General features: G+C 61.9%; 22 protein-coding genes. 14 read left to right on the top strand and 8 right to left on the bottom strand.

Annotated elements, in window-relative coordinates; all coding sequences use genetic code 11:
- The first annotated feature begins 171 nt into the window (after positions 1-171).
- From VWZ87_RS15685 to VWZ87_RS15660, 6 genes are all read left to right on the top strand, one after another.
- The gene (locus tag VWZ87_RS15685; protein ID WP_416535295.1) at positions 172-1,293 is read left to right on the top strand and encodes a hypothetical protein; all 1,122 of its coding nucleotides are present in this window, start codon (positions 172-174) and stop codon (positions 1,291-1,293) included.
- 107 nt (positions 1,294-1,400) lie between these two features.
- Positions 1,401-3,338, top strand: coding sequence for an ATP-binding protein (locus VWZ87_RS15680; RefSeq protein ID WP_416535294.1), 1,938 nt, complete (start codon positions 1,401-1,403; stop codon positions 3,336-3,338).
- Entirely contained in the window at positions 3,335-3,709 is a 375-nt protein-coding gene (locus tag VWZ87_RS15675; protein ID WP_416535293.1) for a hypothetical protein, read from the top strand. The genes VWZ87_RS15680 and VWZ87_RS15675 overlap by 4 nt, the downstream gene beginning before the upstream one ends.
- Before the next feature lie 121 nt (positions 3,710-3,830).
- The gene (locus tag VWZ87_RS15670) at positions 3,831-5,228 is read left to right on the top strand and encodes a DUF6638 family protein (RefSeq protein WP_416535292.1); all 1,398 of its coding nucleotides are present in this window, start codon (positions 3,831-3,833) and stop codon (positions 5,226-5,228) included.
- Positions 5,228-5,494: a hypothetical protein gene (locus VWZ87_RS15665; RefSeq protein WP_416535291.1), complete on the top strand. Its 267-nt coding sequence runs from the start codon at positions 5,228-5,230 to the stop codon at positions 5,492-5,494. Before VWZ87_RS15670 ends, VWZ87_RS15665 begins: the two co-directional genes overlap by 1 nt.
- 8 nt (positions 5,495-5,502) lie before the next feature.
- A complete protein-coding gene (locus VWZ87_RS15660; protein ID WP_340546769.1) occupies positions 5,503-6,150 on the top strand; it encodes a DUF1523 family protein in 648 nt (215 codons plus the stop codon).
- Positions 6,151-6,195: 45 nt separating this feature from the next.
- Here the strand turns inward: VWZ87_RS15660 and VWZ87_RS15655 are convergent, their stop codons facing one another.
- Positions 6,196-7,773 (bottom strand): DUF5928 domain-containing protein, encoded by a 1,578-nt coding sequence (locus VWZ87_RS15655; RefSeq protein WP_416535290.1) that lies wholly within the window; start codon positions 7,771-7,773, stop codon positions 6,196-6,198.
- A gap of 141 nt (positions 7,774-7,914) precedes the next feature.
- Between VWZ87_RS15655 and VWZ87_RS15650 the strand changes: the two genes are divergently transcribed.
- Positions 7,915-8,733, top strand: coding sequence for a sulfotransferase family protein (locus VWZ87_RS15650; RefSeq protein WP_416535289.1), 819 nt, complete (start codon positions 7,915-7,917; stop codon positions 8,731-8,733).
- A 130-nt stretch (positions 8,734-8,863) separates the two neighbouring features.
- Here VWZ87_RS15650 and VWZ87_RS15645 read toward each other — a convergent pair whose 3' ends face one another.
- The 3 genes from VWZ87_RS15645 to VWZ87_RS15635 form a co-directional block, all read right to left on the bottom strand.
- A complete protein-coding gene (locus VWZ87_RS15645; RefSeq protein ID WP_416535288.1) occupies positions 8,864-9,331 on the bottom strand; it encodes an NUDIX hydrolase in 468 nt (155 codons plus the stop codon).
- A gap of 115 nt (positions 9,332-9,446) precedes the next feature.
- Positions 9,447-11,291, bottom strand: coding sequence for a dihydroxy-acid dehydratase (gene ilvD / locus VWZ87_RS15640; protein WP_416535287.1), 1,845 nt, complete (start codon positions 11,289-11,291; stop codon positions 9,447-9,449).
- Between the two features lie 79 nt (positions 11,292-11,370).
- Positions 11,371-11,652 (bottom strand): benzoate/H(+) symporter BenE family transporter, encoded by a 282-nt coding sequence (locus tag VWZ87_RS15635; RefSeq protein WP_416535286.1) that lies wholly within the window; start codon positions 11,650-11,652, stop codon positions 11,371-11,373.
- Between the two features lie 150 nt (positions 11,653-11,802).
- On the opposite strand from VWZ87_RS15635, the gene VWZ87_RS15630 reads away from it, so the two are divergent.
- The 6 genes from VWZ87_RS15630 to VWZ87_RS15605 all read left to right on the top strand — a co-directional run bounded on the left by VWZ87_RS15630 (position 11,803) and on the right by VWZ87_RS15605 (position 16,937).
- Entirely contained in the window at positions 11,803-12,363 is a 561-nt protein-coding gene (locus tag VWZ87_RS15630) for a helix-turn-helix domain-containing protein (protein ID WP_416535285.1), read from the top strand.
- A gap of 180 nt (positions 12,364-12,543) precedes the next feature.
- On the top strand, positions 12,544-13,407 hold the full coding sequence (locus VWZ87_RS15625) for a DMT family transporter (RefSeq protein WP_340546775.1): 864 nt from the start codon (positions 12,544-12,546) through the stop codon (positions 13,405-13,407).
- Positions 13,408-13,488: 81 nt separating this feature from the next.
- A complete protein-coding gene (gene smpB / locus VWZ87_RS15620; protein WP_340546776.1) occupies positions 13,489-13,965 on the top strand; it encodes an SsrA-binding protein SmpB in 477 nt (158 codons plus the stop codon).
- A 236-nt stretch (positions 13,966-14,201) separates the two neighbouring features.
- Positions 14,202-14,762: a hypothetical protein gene (locus VWZ87_RS15615; protein WP_416535284.1), complete on the top strand. Its 561-nt coding sequence runs from the start codon at positions 14,202-14,204 to the stop codon at positions 14,760-14,762.
- 139 nt (positions 14,763-14,901) lie between these two features.
- Complete coding sequence (gene sseA / locus VWZ87_RS15610) at positions 14,902-15,753, top strand: 3-mercaptopyruvate sulfurtransferase (RefSeq protein WP_340546778.1); 852 nt, start codon at positions 14,902-14,904, stop codon at positions 15,751-15,753.
- Complete coding sequence (locus VWZ87_RS15605) at positions 15,753-16,937, top strand: amino acid aminotransferase (protein WP_340546779.1); 1,185 nt, start codon at positions 15,753-15,755, stop codon at positions 16,935-16,937. The genes sseA and VWZ87_RS15605 overlap by 1 nt, the downstream gene beginning before the upstream one ends.
- A 217-nt stretch (positions 16,938-17,154) precedes the next feature.
- Here VWZ87_RS15605 and VWZ87_RS15600 read toward each other — a convergent pair whose 3' ends face one another.
- Both VWZ87_RS15600 and VWZ87_RS15595 read right to left on the bottom strand, forming a co-directional pair.
- A complete protein-coding gene (locus VWZ87_RS15600; protein ID WP_340546780.1) occupies positions 17,155-18,498 on the bottom strand; it encodes an ammonium transporter in 1,344 nt (447 codons plus the stop codon).
- A 26-nt stretch (positions 18,499-18,524) separates the two neighbouring features.
- Positions 18,525-18,863, bottom strand: a complete 339-nt coding sequence (locus VWZ87_RS15595; RefSeq protein WP_024095995.1) for a P-II family nitrogen regulator — start codon at positions 18,861-18,863, stop codon at positions 18,525-18,527.
- Positions 18,864-19,133: 270 nt separating this feature from the next.
- Between VWZ87_RS15595 and VWZ87_RS15590 the strand changes: the two genes are divergently transcribed.
- A complete protein-coding gene (locus tag VWZ87_RS15590; RefSeq protein ID WP_416535283.1) occupies positions 19,134-21,389 on the top strand; it encodes a transglycosylase domain-containing protein in 2,256 nt (751 codons plus the stop codon).
- A gap of 272 nt (positions 21,390-21,661) precedes the next feature.
- Here the strand turns inward: VWZ87_RS15590 and VWZ87_RS15585 are convergent, their stop codons facing one another.
- Both VWZ87_RS15585 and VWZ87_RS15580 read right to left on the bottom strand, forming a co-directional pair.
- Complete coding sequence (locus VWZ87_RS15585) at positions 21,662-22,270, bottom strand: MlaC/ttg2D family ABC transporter substrate-binding protein (protein WP_340546782.1); 609 nt, start codon at positions 22,268-22,270, stop codon at positions 21,662-21,664.
- Entirely contained in the window at positions 22,260-23,039 is a 780-nt protein-coding gene (locus VWZ87_RS15580; RefSeq protein ID WP_374015516.1) for a VacJ family lipoprotein, read from the bottom strand. Before VWZ87_RS15580 ends, VWZ87_RS15585 begins: the two co-directional genes overlap by 11 nt.
- Positions 23,040-23,057: the final 18 nt, after the last annotated feature.

Raw genomic sequence — 23,057 nt, 5'->3', positions numbered from 1 at the left:
GAAAGTTGGATGGATGAAAAGATTCAGCCGTGAGCTTCATGATAGAGGACTGAGCGCGGCAGCGGGTGGGGGCGTATCGCCCGCCGTTTTGCCCGGGGCAAACCTTCGGTTTGATGGGGGCGGCCGGGCGCTGTCCGCGCCGCAAGCGGTATGTCCGGAAAGGGTGTGCGCATGACCGATCCCTCGCATGATCACGCCGGCCTCAGCGATACCTTCGCCTCACGCCGGTATTTCAAGAAGTTCGAGACCATTATCCGGCACCTAACCCGGGTGTCGGCAGCGATGCAGGCGGAGGGGCGGCTGTCGAAATCGGATGTGAAGGTGCTGACCGCCTACCTGATGCGGCTGAACTTCACCTTCCGCGCGCTCTCGATGAAGTACCTGATGGCGGGGCGCGACACCGGGCGGTTCTTTGGCAGCTTGGCGATGGACAAACGCGATAGCGGGTTTCCCGTCGCCGCCGAGTTGATGACCATGGCCAATGACGCCCAGCAGGCGGAGCGGCATCTGGCCAATATGGCCAGCGAGACGCAGCTGAAGGACGATATGGTGCGCACCATCATTTCAGATCGCGCAGCGCCATCAAAACTGCAGTTCGCTCTGTCGCAACGGCTTTATTATCAGGAGCTCATGAAGGGGCAGCTATTTTGGACCCAAAATGATCCGGTCTGCGAATGGCTGGAAAACCTTGGCCCGCGCCGTCGGCGCTTCCTTTTGCATTGGGCAGCCTACGACAGCCAGGTGAACCTGCCAGTGATCTACCTGATGGAGCTGGAGGACAGCGGCAAGGTGGCCTTGCCCAAGGACGAGCGTCGCTGGCCCGAGGTGCAGGCGCATCTGATGGCACAGGCCTTGGCCGGGCTGAAGCTGGTCACGATTGCCAAGGGGTTTGACGAGGATTTCGACGACCTCCACCCCAAGCATCTGCGCCGCTACCATGTGGGGCCGATGTATTCCTCCGCCTATACCGATCAGTCCGGCCCTCTGCACCGGGTGCTGGAGGAGGCGGAGGCCCCAGCGGGTCAGGATTGGGCCCTGGCCTGGACGCTGGAGGAGTTGGAAAGCGAAGAGGTGCGCGAGGAGCGGTCGGGCTGGTTCGGCACCGTGGAGCGGGAGATCTTCGCGCTCGACCCCTTTGGCGGGCGTGGTGCGGATACCGGCGCGACCCGGACCCAGCGCGCCATCATCCTGCCGCAGCGCCCGTTTCAGGTGCTGGCAGAGCTGGACCCGCCGGGGTTCGGCGATGTGCAGAAATTCGTGGTGAGCGAAGCGGGGCAGGTGCTGCGGTACTGACGTATGTGCTTGTGGCCGGGTGCGGGAGCCTCCGGCGGGGATATTTTTAGCCAGAAGATGGGCGGGCCGGATTTTTCGCCCGCGACGATACGAATTGAGAGGGTGAGATGAGCATTTCAGGCAATCAGATGGAACTGCGGGAAGAGGATATCCGCAAGCACTACGCGGCGGCGGCGGCGATGCTGGAGGGGTTTGACCACACCCCGCGCATTGCCAAGCCTGCGGTCGAGGGCAAGGCGCCAGAGCGATCTGCAGGGATCGGCACGCGGCGGCGATTCCGCTCGACCACGCCAGGGCTGGTCACACGCTCCACCGCGCGCCCTGAGGGTGTGCATCTGATTGCCCGCATCGAGGCGGCGGATGACGATGATCCGCTGACCTCGCCGCTGCAGGCGACCCTGCAGCACGCCTTGCGCCGGGCGCTGGCGGTTTCCCTGGCGATGGGAGAGGCTTATGCGGATGTCTCGGGTCTGGGTGATCTGAAACGGGCCAATCTGGCCGGCTCGCTGGATGCGGCGCGCAAGGGGGAGTTCACCGAATTGCTGGCCGCCGAGGCGCTGATTGCAGCGCATGTGTTTGCCAATGCCGCCGCCTATCTGCTGGCACCGCATGGGAGCGAGGCGCAGGCCGAGGTGGGCGAGGCGGAGGAGCTGCTGACGGACAACGCGCCGCTGGCCCTGCACGGGGCGCTGTGGGAGCTGGACCAGAAACTGGCGCTGCATGCCCCCGATGATGCGCATCTGATCGCGGCCACGGCCGCCTATGCCGAGCAGCTGATGGAAAAGGCGGCCTTGCGCGCCCAGAACGCGCCGCGGCTGGAAGCGTTCACCGCTGCGGACTGGCGGGTGGAGGCAGATGATCTGACCATCAGCGGTTTTGAACCGGCGGCGAAGGCAAAGTCCACAACGCTCACCATGGCGTTCAAGAAACCGCATGAGGTGGTGGGCAACCATATCGCCAAATACCAGGCACTGCGCCTGTCCAAAATGCTGATGGCCTATGATTTCGACCGCCGCCTGAACCCGTTTGCCGAAATGGGTGGCTTCATCTTCACCTTCATGGGGGATGGCAAGCCCGGGACGGGCAAGACCACGCTCATTCAGATGATGGCCGGCCTCATCCATGATTATTGCCAGAATGCGGGCTATGCCTTCCGCTACCAGAATTTCGGCATCGACAATATCGACAGCTATCAGGGCAAGTCGGGGCAGAACGCCAAGTCTTTCATCCAGAATGTGATTGACCCGCATGTCATCGGCTTTGGCACCATCGACGACATCGACCAGATCGCAGGGAAACGCGGCGACCGGCAGTCCAGCGCGGGCCAGCAGGAGGTGACGGCGGTGTTCATGGAGGCCTTTGCCGGCGCCAATACCGTGGTGCGCGGCAACTGCACCTTTGGCATGTTCTCCAACTACCCGGAAAATGTGGACGACGCCCTGCGGCAGCGGGCCGGCGCGCGGTTCCTAGTGGACGGGCCGCAGACGCGGGAGGATTACATCGACATCCTGACGCTCTTGATGGGCAAGAACCATGCGATCCCGCTGGGCGACCATGACCTTTACGGTGCGCAGGAGATTAAACAGGCCGTTGCACGGTCGTTCGAGGCGCACAACCGCCCGCAGGAGCCGGGGCTGATGGAGGTCTTTGGCCGGGTGCAGGATCAGATCGGCGCGCTGGATGATCTGGCCAAGCTGGGCACGTACCTTAAGGCGATTCAGCAGGCGGATGAGCGCTTTACCGGCCGCGCGATCAAGAACATCACCGATGCGGTCAAGGTGCGGGCGATGGATTTCGAGCTGCCGGATGAATGGATGGAGAACCCGGAGCTGTTCCTGTTCAAGGATTACGAGACCAAATCCGCGATGATTGCGGAACTGCGGGTGCCCATCACGGTTGACATGGTGGTGCAGGAGATCAACCGCTACGCCGACAGCGAGTTCCGCTATGCCGACAAGTCGGATGAGGTGGCGATAGAAAACATGGTGCGCGACTTCGGGCGGCAGGAAGAGGCCAAGCGGCGGTATCTGGAGGGGAAGGGGTGACTGGACTGGATAAGAAGACTGTCGAAATTTTGGCTGCGGCGGGAGTTAAGTTTGTAAGTGGAGTCACGGCGCCCGGCGGGCAACAGACTGTTTACTTAGAGCCTGCTGATTTACCAGATTTCGTGTCCGACAATGAACTTTGGTTCGCCATGAAGCATGGTGCTACCAAAGAAGATTACCTCAATTGGGTTCACTCTGAAGGGACGCCAAAATGTGGATTTATTCTAAAGAATGGGCGACGTTGTCGAAATATCGTTAGCGGTGGAATTCAAAGAAGTTTTCTCGATTGGTTAAACGAAGAAGCTGGGCTTTGCACCGTGCATGGAGGCGATAATAGCGAAGAGGCTAAAGAAAAACGGTGGAAGCGTTGAGTTCATCGGTTGCTCTCGCGGCGAAGCCGCGACGCGCCCGACCCGCCCCCCAGGGCGGGCGCGTTCCGCACCCACCCTCGGGTCGGGCGCATCGCTTGTGCTATGCACACAGGAGGACAGCATGAAACGCCTCATCCAGCATGGCCTGATGTTCGGCAATCTCTTCCATGTGGCCTCGCCCGCGCTGGTGGAGCGCTATAACCGCGCGCTGACGCATCTGACCGGCAAGACCACGGCTCTGACGGATTTCCACGTCGATATCTCTGGCTACTCGCCGGAGGTGGGCGATGAGCTGGGCGATGATCACTATCTGAACCACGCGGGCGTCAACCGGCAGTTCATCCTGCTCAGCACCGAACAGAAGCGCTGCCCGCTCCTGAATGTGAAATTCTCCACCAGCCGGGACATTCTGCGCCGGTTCATTGCGGCCAATGAAAACCAGCTTTTTGCGCTGACGGCGACCGATGCAGTGGCGGGTGAGTTGGTCAATTCGGTGTTTGAGGTGGCAACGCCTGCGCAGCTCTTTGACATTCGGCAGGTCAGGGTCGAGGCGGACACCACAAGGGGCACGCTGCGGCAGGCCGACCAGCTGGCCGAACTGGTGGAGCGGTTCAAGAGTGAGGAAGACGGCTGGTTCGATGACGCGCTGATCGCCGAGATGATCGAGACGGCGGAAAAAACCGGCGATGTCACCCGCAACCCGGTGCGGTTGAAGCATGAGGTGTTTGAGCAGCAGAATTTCTGGACCGCGCATTTCGGCGGGCTTTACGTGTTTCAGAAGGTGGAGCACCCGGCGGTGATCGCCAGCGGCGCCAAGCCCGAGGGCGTGCCGCTGGACCATGTGTTCGACCTTGGCCAGAAGAACGCCATTGCCAAGTTTCTGGAGTTGAACGGGCTGGTGGAGCCGATCATCCGCGCACGCGGTGTCGATGGCGCGGCCATCCTGCGCCAGAAGATGGGATTTCTGGCGATCAGTGTTCTGGCGGATAAGGGCATGGACCTCTCCGGCCTGTCGCGCAGCGATCTGCGGCGGCTGGCAGCGCGTCACGCCAGTGATCTGCCTGCGGAGTTCGAGGGCATGGCGGCCATGGTCCGCTGGGCAGATAGCGGCGGTGCATGGCCCCAGATCAAATCGGACCATCCCGCCTATTTCTATTGCCTGCGGGCAACCAATACGCCGGATCGCGATCTGGTCAACATGCTGCTGGCAGAGCTGACCCCGCTGGATTTCCGCCAGCTGTTCATCTGCCACAAGGAGGCGTTCTATCAGCAGTATCGCGGCTGGCCAGAGAACAAGAAGGATCACGTCGTGACCTTCCTTGCGCGGGAATATGCCGTGGACAAGGCCGGCGCGCGGGCTGCTCTCTTTGGTCATGAGCCGGATATGAGCGGTCGCAGCCCTGCGATTGAAGCCCGCCGTCGGGGGGGCGAGCAGGCGCCTTCCCCGGATCGTCTGGTCGAGCGGGTCGGCCCCTGGGGGGCGGTAGGTCGCCGGGGCAATACGCGGGGGCGGCGCTGATGTTTGCCTTCATTCGCCTGATGGCGATCCTTCTTGTGGTGCTGACGGTGATCTATGCCCTGGTGTCGCTCTACTCGCGCGAGGTACGTCGGGCCAAGCTGAAACGCCGCTGGACCGAGAAGGGGTTGACCGGAGACCGTTCCGCCTTCATCCAGCGCGGGCTGCACCAATATGACCGCTCGCTGCGGCGCAGGCTGATCCTGCTGGTCTATATCGTGCCGCTGGGGGCCATTGCGCTTCTGGTTTATGTCATGAATTTCATGTGAGGTCGCTGATGCGTTACGTAAAATGGGTGTTCATTCTCACCTTCTGGCTGCTGGCGGGGGCCTTTCTGCATTACACGCTGCCGCAGAACGACGTGGTGCGCGTGGTCAAGACCGAGGTGCGCCGGGTCGATTTTGGTGAAAACTCGATCTTCTGGGCACAGCAGGATACCGCGCAGGAAAGCGCGACCAGCGTCAACCGCGACGTGCGCTTTGTCGAGGCTTTCTTTCCCAATGGTCGCCCCATCGTCTATCGCAACGAGGACACCGGCTGGGGCTGGCCGCCGTATTTCAAGCTGGACAGCTCCAATCTTCAGGCCGAGCTGACCGATCTCGCGTCCACCAAATCAGACCCGCAGTGGGTGCTGGTCCGCCACTATGGCTGGCGCAATGAATTCCTGTCGATCTTTCCCAACGCGGTTGCGGTCAAACCGGTTGACGGCCCGGATCATACCCAGGTGAACTGGTTCAACATCATCTTCCTCACGCTGCTGGCAGCGGTGGTCTGGGCGATATATGTGCGCTGGCGCCGTTTCCGCCGGGCGCGCATCGACCCGATGGTCGAGAATGTCGAAGACAGCCTTTATGCTGCCGGCGATGCGCTGTCGGAACGCCGTGGCCGGTTGCGCCGCTGGCTGGACAGCTGGAAGCAGAAATAGCGCAGGACAAGCGGGGCTGCCGACTGCGCAGCCCCAGATGGCCCCCTAGTCAGAGAACAGGTGCTCGGTCCGGGCAAGGCTCAATGCGGCGTCATGGTCCAGCGCCAGAAACGGCATCATCTGTTCGGCGATCTGCTCGTCACTGTCGCTTTCGCGGATCAGGCTGAGGTGATCAAATCCCACATCGCGGATGCGGTCGGATTCATGCTGGATATCGTTGCGGATCGTCGGCAGCAGCCGCTCCAGTGCGGCGGCTGAGGTTTGTTGACCGGCCAGACCAATGCGTTCGGCATGACCGGTGAGATAATCGTCGCTCAGGTTGCATTCGATCTGTAGCAGACGTGTCACCGCCCGGTCCGCGCAGAAATCCTGCATCAGCTCCAATGCCGAAGGGTCAAGGCAGATCACCAGCCGGTCGGTCTCATAATAGTCAAACAGCATCCGAACCAGCGCGCGGCGGTGGCGGGTGCGTTTCCATAACGTCGCCTCGATACCGCCGAGGTCGGGCATCTCGGTGCCTTCTTCGTCAAACAGATAGGCGAGCGCCGGGATGTTGCTGACCTCACGCAGCCGCTCGATCAGGCGTTTGGCCACATGCCATTTCTTGCAGGTGATGATCAGCAATTCGCGGTTGCGCCCGAGCGTGCTTTCGGTTTCCCAGAAACGGGGGGCAAAGCGCAGCCCGTTGCGTCCGCGTTTGGTCAGAAACTCATAGAGGTTACGACCCTCGTTGGAGATCTGAAACTCAACCCCCTGTGCGGCATAAAGCGCGCCGAGCCGGGATTTCAGCTCCTGTGCCTCGGGGCTGATCTTGCGGGCAAAGAGAAAATCCTGCCCCATCAGCATGTCGTAATGGTCGTTGTAGAACTGGACCGGCATTCCGTAGTCAGAGAACATCAGCAATGTCAGCGTGCGGCTCTCGATCTCCCTGGCGGGAACCAGATGGCGCACCAGGGTCTGAAAGAAGGTCTCATCCGGGATCCAGGTGGTGCGAAAGAACCGCAGCACATCGCGGCGGTCCTTCAGGAACGCCAGGATCCATTCCACGGTGCGGCGGCGCAGGCACCACCACTGGCTGCCGATCTGGATCTGCATATCCTCGGGCAGGACGCGCGTCAGGCCCAGCCGTTTCTGCACCATGTGGCTCAGATCAAAGAGGCGTTTGTTCCTGCGTTCGTTGAAGATATGGCGATAGATCAGCCGGTCTTCCTTCATGCCGGTCTTGATCCAGTCGCTTTCAAAAAAATCGAAGCTCTCGATGTAATCGCAATCCTGCGCGTCCAGCAGCTGGCTCGCGTATTCGGCCGTCTTGATCGCCATGCAGTCGCCGGACACCATGTAGAAATGCGTCGCCCGAGGGAAGGTGGCGACGGCGCTTTCAAGCGCGTGGAGCGTCGCCTGAACCAGAGACCATTCGCCCCAGCCGCATTTGACCCGCTTGCGGGCAAAGCAGACATTCGGGTTGTCCTTCAGCGCGGCTCGGATCTGCTGGAAATCACGTGCAGGAGACCGGCCATCGAAGTGGATCGCCATGTAATCCCCGGCGGCAGTCAGTTGCTCTGCCTGCTGGATAATCGCCTCTGGGTCCTTATGGCACAGCAGAACATATGCGATTTTTGCCATGACGACGCCCCGGGGTCTTATTTTGATTGATTGTTTCCTTGATACTGACGAATTCTCACTGAATAAACCGCATTATTTAGCTTTTAACGACTAGGCTGGCAGATGGCGCCTATTGCAGCGCATCGGACTGGGAGAGCAAGAATGGGATTTCCGGGCACTTGGATGACAGAGAGCGAAAGCGTGGTCTACCGCGTGGTGCCCAAATGTGCCTGCTCGACCATTGGTCAGATCATGTATTACTCAGATCATGGCCGGTTCTTCGATGGCGATATCCATGATGCCACCAGCGGGCTGCATAAATGGGCTCTGCCGGACAGCCAGCCGCTGATTACCGGCAATGTGCAGTCGCAGAAATCCTATGCGTTCACCTGCGTGCGCAACCCTTACACGCGCGTGCTGAGTTCCTTCTTCGACAAGATTTGCGGCATCCAGCGCAATGGCAAACGCTACCGGGGCAATCTGGTGCCGCGGCTCACCTATGACTACGGCATCGAAGTGGGCGGTGACGATGGCAAGCAGCCCTTTGACCAGATCAAGAGCTTTCGCCGTTTCCTGCTGTTTGTCCGCGACACGGTGAAGTTTCGCCGCCCGATGGATCCCGATATCCACTGGTCCGCAACCTCGGGCCATGTTTCCACCTTCATCTGCAACGGCGGGCGCTACGACAAGGTGATCTGGACCGAAGCCTTCAACGAGGGCATGCAGGATGTACTGGACGCCATCGAGACGCCGCATCAGGTCGATCTGGCGCAGATCCCACGCTTCAACGAAAGCGAAGGTCACGGTCCCAAGCGGGCGCATCCGGTCGAGGAGTACTTTGACGATCTGTCGATGCATCTGGTCTATGAGATCTACAAGCGCGATTTCGAGGTGTTCAAATACGATTTTGAAAACCCCGCCAACAAGATGCCCATCGGCGAGATCGACCTCGATGAGGTGCATGCCAAACTGGGCGAGTAGGTCACACCCGACCATCAGCTCCCGCCCGGGCTGCAATCATTGACATGATCTTGTCCCGGTTGGGCGTGGCGCCGCTGGCGCGGCGCGCCTCCGGCGGGAGTATTTCGGGAAAGGTGAGGGGTTTTGTGCCCTATACGCGGATCGGGGACCCCAGATCTTGCAGCTGGGCTAGCAATCCGGTTGGAAACAACTCAATCCCGCCAGTCTCCAGCGCATCAGGATGCACCCATCTGGCAATAGATTTCAGGCCGTTGTCTTCGTAGAACTCAATCGTATCGCCTGCCAGATGCGGGGTCTCTGGCCAGGTGACCTGCGCGGCGAAGATGATTTCATGGCCGGTCTGGCCTTCGTGCCGATAGATGTTTTCCAGCACCACCGGCGCGCCGATGATGGTGATTTCCACAGCGAGCTCCTCCTGAAACTCCCGTCGCAACGCCTGTTGCCAGGTTTCACCAAATTCAACGGTGCCACCCAAGGGGCGGACGCCTTTGGTCCGGCCGCTGTCATCGGGCACCTCCGCCGCGAGGAAACGGCCATCGCGCCAGGGCAGACCAATGGTTTTCACGCGAATGGACTGGGCCGCGCGCCAAATGGTCATGTCGGATCTCCTGCGGTGCCGAGGTGGGTCGAGTAGGGCTGGATCTCTATGAAAGAAAAAGCCCCGACATCCAAGATGCCGGGGTCTTCAAAAGCGGACTCACTGACAGCGCTGATTATTCGTCGTCGGGCAGGGCGCGCACGGCGCCTTTTGCGGCGGAGGTGGCCAGCAGGGCATAGGCCTTGAGCGCGGTGGAGACCTTGCGCTTGCGCGGCTTCACCGGTTTCCAGCCTGCTGCGTCCTGGGTGGCGCGCCGTGTCGCCAGCTCCTCGTCGGAGACCGCCAGGTGGATGGTGCGGTTGGGGATGTCGATCTCGATGGTGTCGCCCTGGTGCACCAGGCCGATGGTGCCGCCTTCAGCTGCCTCAGGCGAGACATGGCCGATCGACAGCCCGGAGGTGCCGCCGGAAAAACGGCCGTCGGTCAGAAGCGCGCAGGCTTTGCCCAGCCCTTTTGATTTCAGATAGGAGGTCGGGTAGAGCATTTCCTGCATCCCCGGACCGCCGCGCGGGCCTTCATAGCGGATCACCACCACGTCTCCCTCCTTGACCTTGCCGGTCAGGATGTCGTTCACCGCCTGATCCTGGCTTTCGCAGACATAGGCCGAACCGGTGAATTTCAGGATGTTTTCATCCACCCCTGCGGTTTTCACGATGCAGCCGTCGCGGGCGATATTGCCAAACAGCACCGCCAGACCGCCGTCCTGGCTGAAGGCATGTTCCTTGGAGCGGATCACCCCGCCTGCACGGTCGGTGTCCAGCTCCTTGTAGCGGTTGGACTGCGAAAACGCTTCGGTGGTGCGCACGCCGCCGGGGGCGGCCTTGAACAGCTCTTCGGCCTCGGGGTTGTTGGCAACCTTGATGTCCCATTTGGCGATTGCCTCGCCCATGGAGCTGGAGTGGACGGTGGCGCAATGGTCATGCAACAGTCCCGCGCGGCTGAGTTCACCCAGGATGGAGAAGATGCCACCGGCGCGGTGGACGTCTTCCATATGAACGTTTTCGGTGTTCGGTGCGACCTTGCACAGGCACGGCACCTTGCGCGACAGGCGGTCCATATCGGTCATGGTGAAATCGACCTTGCCTTCATTGGCGATGGCCAAGAGGTGCAGCACCGTATTGGTCGACCCGCCCATGGCGATATCGAGGCTCATGGCGTTTTCAAACGCATCAAAGGTGGCGATTTCGCGCGGCAGCAGGCCTTTCTCCTCGCCCACGTAGTGGCGCTTGGTGATGTCGACGATCTTGCGGCCCGCCTCAAGGAACAGGTGTTTGCGGTCGGCGTGGGTGGCCAGTGTCGAGCCATTGCCCGGCAGCGCCAGACCCAGCGCCTCGGCCAGACAGTTCATCGAGTTGGCGGTGAACATCCCGGAGCAGGAGCCGCAGGTGGGGCAGGCGTTTTCCTCGATATGCTGCACCTGCTCATCGGTGAGGTTCTCGTTGGCCGCCGCAACCATCGCATCGACGAGGTCGATCTTCTTGGCGTCGAGATCGGCAATGTCGATCTTGCCCGCTTCCATCGGTCCACCGGAAACGAAGATCGCCGGGATATTCAGCCGCATCGCTGCCATCAGCATGCCGGGAGTGATCTTGTCGCAGTTGGAGATGCAGACCATGGCGTCGGCGCAATGGGCGTTGACCATATATTCGACGGAATCCGCGATCACCTCGCGCGATGGCAGCGAGTAGAGCATCCCGTCATGGCCCATGGCGATACCGTCATCCACCGCGATGGTGTTGAACTCCTTGGCGACGCCGCCGGCCGCCTCGACCTCGCGGGCGACCATCTGGCCCAGATCCTTGAGGTGGACGTGGCCGGGTACGAACTGGGTAAAGGAGTTGACGATGGCGATAATCGGCTTGCCGAAATCATCGTCCTTCATCCCTGTGGCGCGCCACAATCCGCGTGCGCCCGCCATATTGCGGCCATGGGTGGAAGTTCTGGATCGGTACATTGGCATCTGGCTGGTTCCCTTGTCTTTGCCCCTCAGGGACACGATTTGCGCAACAAAGGCAACATGTCGGGGCGGTCTTCGGTAATTATCTGGTGGTTTCTGCCGGTTTTCGCAGGCTTTGGCGGGGCGGAGTGGCGAACCGGGCGGTCAGGATCGGCATCCGGGACATCAGCGACAGGCCGAGGCTGTTGAGCCCCATGCCCACACCGATGCCCATAACCAAGACCAGAATCCAGCTGTCGGCCTGCGCCAGATTGGCGCCGGGGGCGCCGCTGGCCTGAGCGATGATCACGACAGATCCGGTGTAGCCCAGCAGCACGGCAACAGCGCCGGCAACACTATGCGACAGTTTCAAGGGGCTGAGCATCCGGGTTTTCCTGAGCTGGCGGATCCGCTAGAGATCGCAGGTCTGTGCGTTATAGCGCACAGTAGCGTTTGTGCGTTATAACGCACAAGAGGTTTTTGAAGCGCGGCATGAACCAATCCGCATCAGGCGGACCAGAAACGGGCAGCAGGCATGAGCGAAGATAGCATCACTCTGAATTTGCGGGACATTCGCCAGGGCGCAGGGCTAAGCCTGTCACGGGCTGCCGAGGTCACCGGCGTCAGCAAGGCGATGCTGGGCCAGATCGAGCGCGGCGAATCAAGCCCGACGATTGCCACCCTGTGGAAAATTGCCAAGGGGTTTCATCTGCCGCTCAGCGCGCTGATCGGCGAGGCGGCAGCCCCGGATCTGGCCGCCAGCGGCGAGCGGGTGTTCCGCTCGGTCCAGTTTCCCGGTTCGATCGCTGTGAAGATGGTGTTTCCCTTTGATCCTGCGCTTGCGGCCGAGACCTTTCACGTGAGCCTGCGTCCCGGCCAATGCCACCTGTCCCAGCCCCACGACAGCGGCGTGACTGAAGAGGTCTTCGTGCTGGAGGGCGCGATGGAGGTGTTGCGGGGCGACGATTGGGTGGCGCTGGATACCGGGCAGGGGCTGCGCTTTGCGGCGGATCAGCCACATGGCTATCGCTGTGGCGACAGCGGTGCTGCGTTCTTGAACATGCACCACTATCGCCGCGTGGCCTCTCGCGGCTAGCAGCAGCCGGATCAATTGGCCGCAGCGGCGCGGCTTGTCGCCGGGGCAGAGGATGCCTAATGCTGGTGGCATTGATGACGAGGCGCCAGAAGCTCCGGGGTGCGCGCGTCTTGCCCCTGTTTCCATTGACCTATTGCCGGAGAGTTTTCCACCGGCCTTATTACGAAAGCGATCTGATCCATGGACACTCTGCGCGGCAGTCTCCTGATGGTGCTCGCTATGGCCGCCTTTGCGCTGGAGGATATGTTCATCAAATCCGCGGCCCGAAGCCTGCCGGTCGGGCAGATCCTGATCCTGTTCGGGGCCGGGGGCATGGTGATTTTTGCCATCATGGCGCGTGCACAGGGGCACCGCCTGTGGACCCCGGTGTTCTGCACGCGCGCGCTTGTGTTGCGCTCTGTCGCCGAGGTTGCAGGGCGGCTGTGCTACACGCTGGCAATTGCGCTGACGCCGCTTTCTTCGGCCTCCGCAATCCTGCAGGCGACGCCGCTGGTGGTTGCTGCCGGCGCGGTGGTCTTCTTTAACGAGCATGTGGGCCTGCGCCGCTGGCTGGCGATTGCGGCGGGTTTTGTCGGCGTCTTGATGATCCTGCGCCCGGGGGCCAGCGGGTTTGAGCTGGCCTCGCTCTTTGCGGTGGCGGGAACGCTTGGCTTTGCAGGCCGCGATCTGGCCACCCGCGCGGCTCCGGCCGGGCTGTCGAACGCGCATCTCGGGCTGGTCGGATTTGCCATGCTGATCGTCGCGGGGGTCTTGGCGCAGCCCTTTGGCGCGCCGATGGTGATGCCGGATCTCGCCACCGGGGCCGGTCTGGTGGCTGCAACCGTGGTGGGGGTGGTGGCCTATCACGCCCTGACCGGCGCCATGCGGAGCGGCGAGATTTCGGTCATCGCTCCCTTCCGCTACACCCGGCTGGTGTTTGCCATGGTGCTTGGGGTGGTGGTCTTCCACGAGCGCCCCGACCTCTGGACCCTGATGGGCAGCGCGGTCATCGTGATCAGTGGCGGCTTTACCCTGATGCGCAGCCGTCGCCGTCAGCCTACCTGAAACCGGTCGGTGGGGCGGGGGCCAATCCTCCGCTGCATCACCATCTTGCACCTCTCCCCCCGGCAGCTTACATCTGCGCCCATGGCCAAGCAAAAATCAGACCCGAATTACAAAGTGATCGCAGAGAACCGCCGCGCGCGGTTTGACTATGCGATTGAGGACGATCTGGAATGCGGGATCCTGCTGGAAGGATCCGAGGTCAAATCCCTGCGCGCGGGCGGTACCAATATCGCCGAGAGCTACGCGACGGTGGATGATGGCGAACTCTGGTTGGTGAACTCCTATATCGCGCCTTACGAGCAGGCGAAGATGTTCAAGCATGAGGAGCGTCGTCGCCGCAAGCTGCTGGTGTCGCGCAAGGAGTTGTCGAACCTTTGGAATGCAACCCAGCGCAAGGGGATGACCCTGGTGCCGCTGGTGATGTATTTCAACCATCGCGGTCTGGCTAAGGTGAAGATCGGCATCGCCAAGGGCAAGAAGAACCACGACAAGCGCGAGACCGAGGCCAAACGCGATTGGTCGCGCCAGAAGCAACGCCTGCTGAAAGACCACAGTTGAGTGCGACGCATTGCAGCTGCGGTGGGACAGGGCCACGTCTGGATCTGCCGCCGGGCCTGCGCCGGACCTACGACCGTCGCTTCCCGGCCACCCTATCCTGCCCGGCAGTTGCACCGGGTAACGCGTGGCCATTGCAATAACTGACTAAATAAGTCAGATAAGCCCAACCCAGCAGACACATCCCTCGGTCAGGCCCGGCATCTTCTGTTTTCCTCCCTGTGACAAGGATGATGCCGATGCCTGAGGCCCTTTCTGATTCGCGACCTCTGACCCCTGCGCCCGCCGCTGACATGCCAACTATGCCCGCAGAAACCGCGCTTGCGGAACTGGGGCTTGATCCGTTTGAGGTCGCGCTGCTGCCACAGCTGCGCCATTTCACCACCTGCCTGCGAGAGCCGCAGAGCCAGGCCTGGCAGCACGCCTGTTGCAGCGCGGCTGAGCGCTGGGGTGAGAGTTTCGGCCTGGGGGTCGCGCATGCGCTGTTCAAGGTGGTGCGCTGCCTACATGACCTGCGCGGCGAGCTTTATCAGGGGCATGACGCGCTGACCCTCTCGACCCGAGCCAGTGTCACCGCAGATGAAGCGGCCTGTCTGCGGATGCTGCATCACATGCGCCGCGACAACACCCCAGCGGCCCGCGACGCCGTGGCCGATCTGACCGGCGGCTGGATGGACCCGCATGTGATCCGCGCGGCGCTGTCCTTTGCCCATCGCTTCCCGGCGGGCAAGGCGGATCCGGCCCCTCGGTCACAACCTGCCACCGAATCCGCGCGCCCTCGGCTGCGGGTTGTCCGCTGACAGGGAGTGCAGATGCCCGCGCAGCGCCTCCGATCCGGCCCGGTGGGACAGATTGTTGCGCTGCAGGCCTGGCCTCCCTTGCGACTCTGTCCGCGCGGTTGTACGGATGCCTCAGCACATATGAGGGGAGGCGGTAACGTTGGATGATCCTAAAACGCTTGTGTCGACAGACTGGCTTGCTGCGCATCTGAAGGACCCTGATCTGCGGCTCCTTGATGCCTCGTGGTACATGCCGCACGAAGGGCGAGACGCCAAGGCGGAGTATGACGCAGCTCATATTCCCGGCGCGCGCTTCTTTGATATCGACGATATCGCCGACAATCGCTCCGAGCTGCCGCATATGGTTCCCCCGGTGGAGAAATTCATGTCCCGCCTGCGCGCGATGGGGGTCGGTGACGGCCATCAGGTCGTGGTCTATGACGGCACTGGGCTGCGGTCAGCGGCGCGGGTGTGGTGGCTGTTCCGCCTGATGGGGCAGACCAATGTTGCGGTGCTGGACGGTGGTCTGCCGAAATGGCAGGCCGAGGGCAACCCGGTCGAAGATCTGCCGCCGGTCATCCGCGACCGCCATATGACCGTGCGGGTGCAGAACCATCTGCTGCGTGATGTGACGCAAGTGTCCTCCGCCGCCAAGCTTGGCGATCACGAGATCATCGACGCCCGTGCGGCCGCGCGGTTTCAGGGCACGGTTGCCGAACCCCGCGAAGGTCTGCGGTCGGGTCATATCCCCGGCTCCAAGAACCTGCCCTATACCGAACTGCTGAACGCTGATCAGACGATGAAAGCGCCGGACGCGCTGCGTGCCGCCTTTGAACGGGCTGGTGTCGATCTCAGCAAGCCTGCCATCACCACCTGTGGGTCAGGCGTGACCGCCGCAGTCCTCAGCCTCGCCATGGAGCGGATCGGCAAGACCGATCATTCGCTTTATGACGGCTCCTGGACTGAGTGGGGCGCCTTCCCAACCCTTCCCGTTGCAACCGGAGAGACCTGATGTTCGAAACCCTGAAACCCCAGCCGGCGGACAAGATCCTGATGCTGATGCAGACGTATCGCGACGACCCGCGCGATGACAAGATCGACCTTGGCGTCGGCGTCTACAAGAACGCCGAAGGGGTGACCCCGGTGATGCGCGCCATCAAGGCGGCAGAACATAAACTGTGGGAAGAGCAGACCTCCAAATCCTACGTCGGCCTGGCCGGTGATCCGGCCTATTCCGACGCGATGATCAAGCTGATCCTTGCGGATAGCGTCGAGCGGGGCAATGTCGCGGCAGCCGCCACCCCCGGTGGCACCGGTGCCGTGCGTCAGGCGTTTGAGCTGATCAAGATGGCCAACCCCGGCGCGCGGGTGTTCGTGTCGAACCCGACCTGGCCCAACCACATCTCGATCCTGAACTATCTGCACATCGAAACCGTCGCCTATCGCTATTTCGACCGCGAGACCTGCGGCGTTGATTTCGATGGCATGATTGAAGATCTGAAAACCGCCAACAAAGGCGACGTGGTGCTGCTGCATGGCTGCTGCCACAACCCGACCGGTGCCAACCTCAACATCGTGCAGTGGCAGGAAGTGGTGGCGCTGCTGAACGAACGCGGTCTCATTCCGATGATCGACATTGCCTATCAGGGCTTTGGCGATGGTCTGGAAGAGGACGCGCAGGGCGTGCGCTACGTGGCGGCCAACACGCCGGAATGTCTGATCGCGGCCAGCTGTTCAAAGAACTTCGGCATCTACCGCGAACGCACCGGCCTGCTGATGGCAGTATCGCAGGATGCAGGCGCACAGGGGCTGAACCAGGGCACGCTGGCGTTCCTGAACCGGCAGAACTATTCCTTCCCGCCGGATCATGGCGCGCGTCTGGTGACCATGATTCTGAATGACGACGCGCTGCGCGCCGATTGGGCGGCGGAACTGGAAGAGACCCGCCTTGGCATGCTGAAACTCCGCCAGCAGCTCGCGGATGAGCTGCAGCGCCTGACCGGGTCTGACCGCTTTGCCTTCCTGGCCCAGCATCGCGGCATGTTCTCACTGCTCGGCACCACGCCTGAAATGGTCGAGAAGATGCGCGCCGACAGCGGCATCTATATGGTCGGCGACAGCCGCATGAATATCGCAGGTCTGAACACCCAGACGGTGCCGATCCTCGCCCGGGCGATTGTCGACGCTGGCGTCTGATCCTGCCTGGCTGATCCCGCCTGTCTGATTCAGGCTGTCAGAACCGATGATCACGCCCCGCTTCGGCGGGGCGTTTTTGCGACGGCTCACCAGACTTTCTCAATTCGTCTGGGCAAAAGCCTTCAAAGACTTTTGGCTGCCGCCCGGGGGGCACCCAAATGAAAACGCGGCCCCCGGAGGCACCGGGAACCGCGTTCAGTTTCAAGCCGGGTTCGGATCAGCTGGGGGAAAATTCGGGATAGGCTTCCATACCCAGTTCCGCCATGTCCAGACCGTTGACTTCGTCCTCTTCGCCAACCCGGATACCGGTCACCGCCCGCAGGATCAGCCAGACCACGGCGGAAGAGATAATGACGAAGAGCGCGACAACCACGATCCCGGTCAGCTGTGTGATCAGGCTGGCTTCGGGGTTGGTCAGCACAACCGCGATGGTGCCCCAGATACCGGCCACCAGGTGAACCGGGATGGCGCCGACCACATCGTCGATTTTCAGCTTGTCCAGCAGTGGCACCACAAAGACCACGATGATGCCGCCAGCAGCCCCGATCAGCGTCGCCATGCCCAGACCGGGCGTCAGCGGTTCTGCGGTGATCGACACCAGACCCGCCAGCGCGCCGTTCAGGATCATGGTAAGATCGGGCTTCTTGAACAGCAGCTGCGTCAGGATCAGCGCGGCCACGGCGCCGCCAGCTGCGGCTGCGTTGGTATTGGCAAAGATCCGGCTCACGTCCGCGACATCCCCGACAGTGCCCATCGCCAGCTGCGAGCCACCGTTAAAGCCGAACCAGCCCAGCCACAGGATGAACGTCCCAAGGGTGGCCAGCGCCAGGTTGGATCCGGGCATCGGGACGGTCTTGCCGTTCTTGTACTTGCCAATGCGCGGGCCAAGGATCAGCGCGCCGGTCAGAGCCGCCCAGCCCCCAACGGAATGCACCACGGTGGAGCCTGCAAAGTCGAGGAACCCCATTTCGTCCAGGAAGCCGCCGCCCCATTTCCAGCTGGCCTGCAGCGGGTAGATCACTGCGGTCAGCACGATGGTAAAGGCGAGGAAGGGCCAGAGTTTCACGCGCTCGGCGAGGGTGCCGGAGACAATGGAGGCCGTGGTTGCACAGAACATCAGCTGGAAGAAGAAATCCGATCCGGTGGAGGCATAGGAGTAATCATCCGCCTGCTCGGCGGTGATGCCCACCGCCTCCAGAACGCCCGGACCCCAGACACCGGAGAGGACGCCCTCAATCGACCAGGTGCCCAGCGGATACATCAGGTTATAGCCGATCAGGTAATAGAAGATGGCCGCCAGAGAGAACAGCGCAACGTTTTTTGTCAGCTGCATGGTGACGTTTTTCGACCGCACCAGACCCGCTTCCAGCATGGCAAAACCGGCCGCCATCCAGAACACGAGGAAGCCGCCGACCAGAAACAGCAGCGAGTTGAGGATAAACACCGTGTCGGTGGCTGCCGCTCCGGGCGCCGGGGCCGCAGCGGCGGTCTCCTGGGCGAGGGCGAGGCCGGGCAGGGCCAGCGTCGCCACCGCTGCAAGGGAAAGGGTTGATTTACGCATAACTGATTTCCTTCCTTTGCGCGTTTTCACAGCGCGTCGTGATTGGTTTCGCCGGTGCGCACGCGGATCGCCTGCTCAACGTCGAGAACAAAAATCTTGCCGTCACCGATCTTGCCGGTGCGGGCGGTCTGGGTGATGGTGTCGACGACCTGATCGGCCAGCCCCGAGGGCACCACCAGATCCAGCCGCATCTTGGGCACGAAATTCACCTCATATTCCGCCCCACGATAGATCTCCGTATGGCCAGACTGGGCGCCGAACCCCTTGATTTCCGTGACCATCAGCCCGGACACGCCGATGGATGTCAGCGCCTCGCGGACCTCCTCCAGCTTGAACGGCTTGATGGTTGCTATGATCATTTTCATGCCCGACCCCCTGTGATGATGGCGGCGCGTGGTGACAGCGCCTGAACTGTTTGCAGATGCAGCAAATCCGCAGAGCCGAGTCGGTGGAACGTTTCGGGCCGGGTTTTGAGGGCGGTTGCGGCGGGACGGCTAAAAAATAGGCGATCTTTTGCCAGTCCGCCTAAAAAACACCCGGCTTTCAGAGGGGAAATGTCGTGAAACTGCCCCTCAACAAACCGTCGCAGACACGGTATGGTCCGCAAAACGGGCAAACCGGGCAGGATCTGGAAGATGGCACAAGGACCGCGGCGCCGACCTCTGGTCGCAGACAAGCGCTACGCGACAGCGGGGCGCGGCACGCAGGGCAAAGCGCCCGCGCGCAAGGCCAAACCACGGCCGAAATCAACCGCAAGGCCGCGTAAATCGGGCTGGCTTGGCCTGTTCGGCGGCGGTCGCAAAACGGGTGGCACCGGGGGCGGCGGAAGAGGCCCGCGCAAACCGCAGAAACCAAAGACCCTGCTGGGCAAGATCCTCGCGCTGCTGCTGGCACCGTTTCGCTGGGCCTTCCGGCTGGCCTGGGGATTTGCCTGGCGGATCGGCATGATCTCGACCGCGCTGGTGGCGCTGGCGGTGGGCTACCACTACATGAAACTGCCCGAGGTTGCTGAACTGTTGGACGGGCGCGCGCGCGGCTCTGTCACGCTCACCGATCGCAACGGCGAGGTCTTTGCCTGGCGGGGGGATCAATTCGGCGGCGTGGTCACCAGCGAAACCGTCTCGCCCTACCTGAAGAACGCCATCGTCGCGACCGAGGATAAACGGTTCTACCGCCACTTCGGTGTATCGCCGCGCGGCGTTGCCAGCGCTGTCCGCATCAACCTGAGCGAAGGGCGCGGCCCGCTGTCCGGCCATGGCGGCTCCACCATCACGCAGCAGACCGCCAAGCTGCTGTGCCTCGGCGTGGTCTATGATCCGACCGAATGGGAGAGCGAGCGCGCCTATGAACGCGACTGCCGCCAGGGGTCGCTGTGGCGCAAGGCCAAGGAAGCCATCTTCGCGATGGCGATGGAGGCCAAATACACCAAGGATGAAATCCTCTCGATCTATATGAACCGCGCCTATCTGGGCGGTGGCGCCTATGGGGCCGAGGCCGCAGCGCAGCGCTATTTCGGCAAATCCGCCAATCAGGTGGATGCCGCAGAGGCGGCGATGCTGGCGGGTCTGCTGACAGCCCCTTCAACGCTGGCACCGACCAATAATCTGCAACGCTCGCAGGATCGCGCCGCCACCGTGCTGCGCCTGATGCAGGAGCAGGGGTATCTGACCACCGCTGAAATGCGCGCGGCGCAGAATACCCCTGCGGTCCTGAGCGAGGCCGCCGCCGCCCGCGCCGGTGGCTATTTCGCCGATTGGGTGATGGACACCATCCCGGATTTCTTTGGCAATGAGACAACCGAGGATGTGGTGATCCGCACCACCATCGACCAGCGCCTGCAACGCGCAGCCGAAGATGCGCTGAACCATGTCTTTGACACCAAGGTCCGCGAAGGCTCCAAGGCGCAGGCCGCCATTGTGGTGATGAGCGCGGATGGCGCGGTCCGGGCCATGGTGGGTGGGCGCAAATCCCGTGTCTCCGGTGTGTTCAACCGCGCGACCCAGGCCAAGCGTCAGACCGGCTCGGCCTTCAAACCCTTTGTCTATGCCACGGCGCTTGAGCTGGGGTATTCGCCGCTCGACCGAGTGCTGGACGCGCAATATTGCCTTGATGTTCCGGGGTCCGGCCAGTGGTGCCCAAAGAACTATACGCGGAAATTCTATGGCGAGGTCACCCTGGCGCAGGCCCTGCGGGATTCGCTGAACGTCCCGGCTGTGAAAGTGTCCGAGGCGGTGGGCCGCGATCTGGTGCGTCGCGTGGCCGGTGATTTCGGACTGGACAGTGAACTGGCCGCCGGCCCTGCGCTGGCGCTGGGTGCCTCCGAAAGCACGCTGCTTGATATGACCGGAGCCTATGCGGGCATTCTCAATGGTGGCTCCTCGGTGACCCCATATGGCGTGACGGAGCTGACGATCATTGGCGACAACACCCCTCTGATGGGCGCCAGCGGCGGTCTGGGCGAGCGGGTGATACAGACCAAGGCGGCGCGGGAACTGATCTGGATGATGGAACAGGTGGTGTCGCAGGGCAGCGGTCGGCGGGCGCAGATCCCCGGCTGGCAGGCGGCCGGCAAGACCGGCACGACACAGGCGGCCCGTGATGCCTGGTTTGTGGGCTTCACTGCCGATTATGTCGCGGGCGTCTGGATGGGTTATGATGACAACACGCCGCTCTCCGGCGTGACCGGTGGCGGTCTGCCCGCCGATATCTGGCGCGAGGTCATGGTGCGGGTGCATGACGGTCTGACACCCAAACCGCTGCCGATGATCGCACCGCAGCCCATCGCACCACCGCCACAACCGCAGCCACAGCGTCGCCAGCGGCCCAACGTCGGGCAGGAACTGGGGCGCGCGGTGGACGGTCTGCTGCGTGACATCTTCGGCAACCGATAGCGCATCATGCCGGACCAAGCCGGGCCAATATGGGTCTTATGTCCCCCATGTCTCTGCGCTGTCACCGTGCAGCGTTCCGGCGCGGTCGTCGGCGGTCAGTCACTCCGTTTGGTGACCGCCGGTAGCCCCGTTTGGTGTCGCACCGCGCTGGGGATCATCGCGCGACCTTATGCGCGCTGACCGGGCGCGGCGCACAAACTGCAATCCTGAAATAGAAAAAGGGGCCGCCGGGCCCCTTCTTCGTGATCTGTCTGACGCTGCGGTGGCTGAACTCAGCTCAGCCGCTTCAGCTCGGCGATCAGCTTGTTGATATCACCCTTGTTGCGGTCAAGGATGGCCCCGATCTCGGTGCGTTCGGTCAACAGCAGGTTCACGCCTTCGATGAACATGTTGTAGAATTTGTCGCGACCGGATTTATCGGACACGAGGAAGGTCACCTCAAACGGCGCCTGACCTTTCAGCTTGGCCAGCGATTTGATCTCATAACCCGCCTTGATCTTGCGCGCGGATTGCACCTCGACCGAACCGCCGATGAACTCGCGGAACCGCTTGCCGTATTTGCGGGAGATATAGCCCTGGAACGCATCGGCAAAAGCGTTCATCTGCGCGCCCGAGGCGCGGCGGGCATCCACACCCAGCGCATAGCGCGCCATGATGTTCACATCCGCATAGCGCACGAAAATCTTCTCGAAATCACGGATCATCGCACCTTCGGACTTGCCGGAGGCGATGACCTTGTTGATGTCGCCAACAACGCTGCCGACAAGGCTGCGCGCGGCGGCTTCACTCAGGGCAAGCACTTTACCGGGCAGGGCGGCCAGCCCGAGAAAGGCAACGCCAGTGGCCAGGAAACTGCGGCGGGTCAGAAAATTACTCGGCATAGATGTCCTCATACGGATCTGAATAGGGATCGCCATAGACCCCTTCGTATTCACTTTGATCGCCGCCCAACTCGAAGCGGCGGTTCTGAAGGTAGATCAGCCGCGCCTGCGCGTAGCTGTCGGCGCTCTCATACAAAATCGAGTCGATGGTGTCGGAATATGTGCCACGATCCCCCAGACGACGCACCACCTCGGCATAGATGCCGATGTTGTCGGCTGGATTATGCCGAGCGTAGCTGATCGGATTGGTGAAGAAATCCACCACTATGCCAGCCCCGTCGCGGGCGGTGGAGGGGCCAAAGAACGGCAGCTCGACATAGGCGCCTTCGCCAACACCCCAGACATGCAGTGTCTCGCCGAAATTGGTGTCCACACGCGGCACGTTGAAGTCAGAGGCCGGATCGCCAAGGCCGCCGATGCCAAAGATCGTATTGATCACAAAGCGCGATACAGCGATGCCCGATTCCTTGAAATTGCCCTGCAACAGCGCATTCACCGCCTGACCCGGCATCGACAGGTTCTCGGCAAAGTTGTTGAAACTGGTCACCATATCCGGCGGCACAATCGCGACATAACCCTTGGCAGCGGGGCGAAAGGCAAAGCGGTCAACACCACGGTTAAAATTGTGAATGGATCGATTGGTGTTCTCGTAAGGATCGAACACCTCACCCGACGCGCGCGAGACACTATCTTGGGTTGCGCAGCCTGCCAGTGTCGACGTAACAGTTACCAGGGCCATAATCAAAAAAGGTCGCAGCGGGAAGGTCATTCGCTTCGGTGTCCAATC

This window comes from Phaeobacter sp. JH20_37, assembly GCF_048056015.1.
Lineage (GTDB): Bacteria > Pseudomonadota > Alphaproteobacteria > Rhodobacterales > Rhodobacteraceae > Phaeobacter > Phaeobacter bryozoorum.
This window is presented reverse-complemented; position numbering and strand designations above follow the sequence as displayed.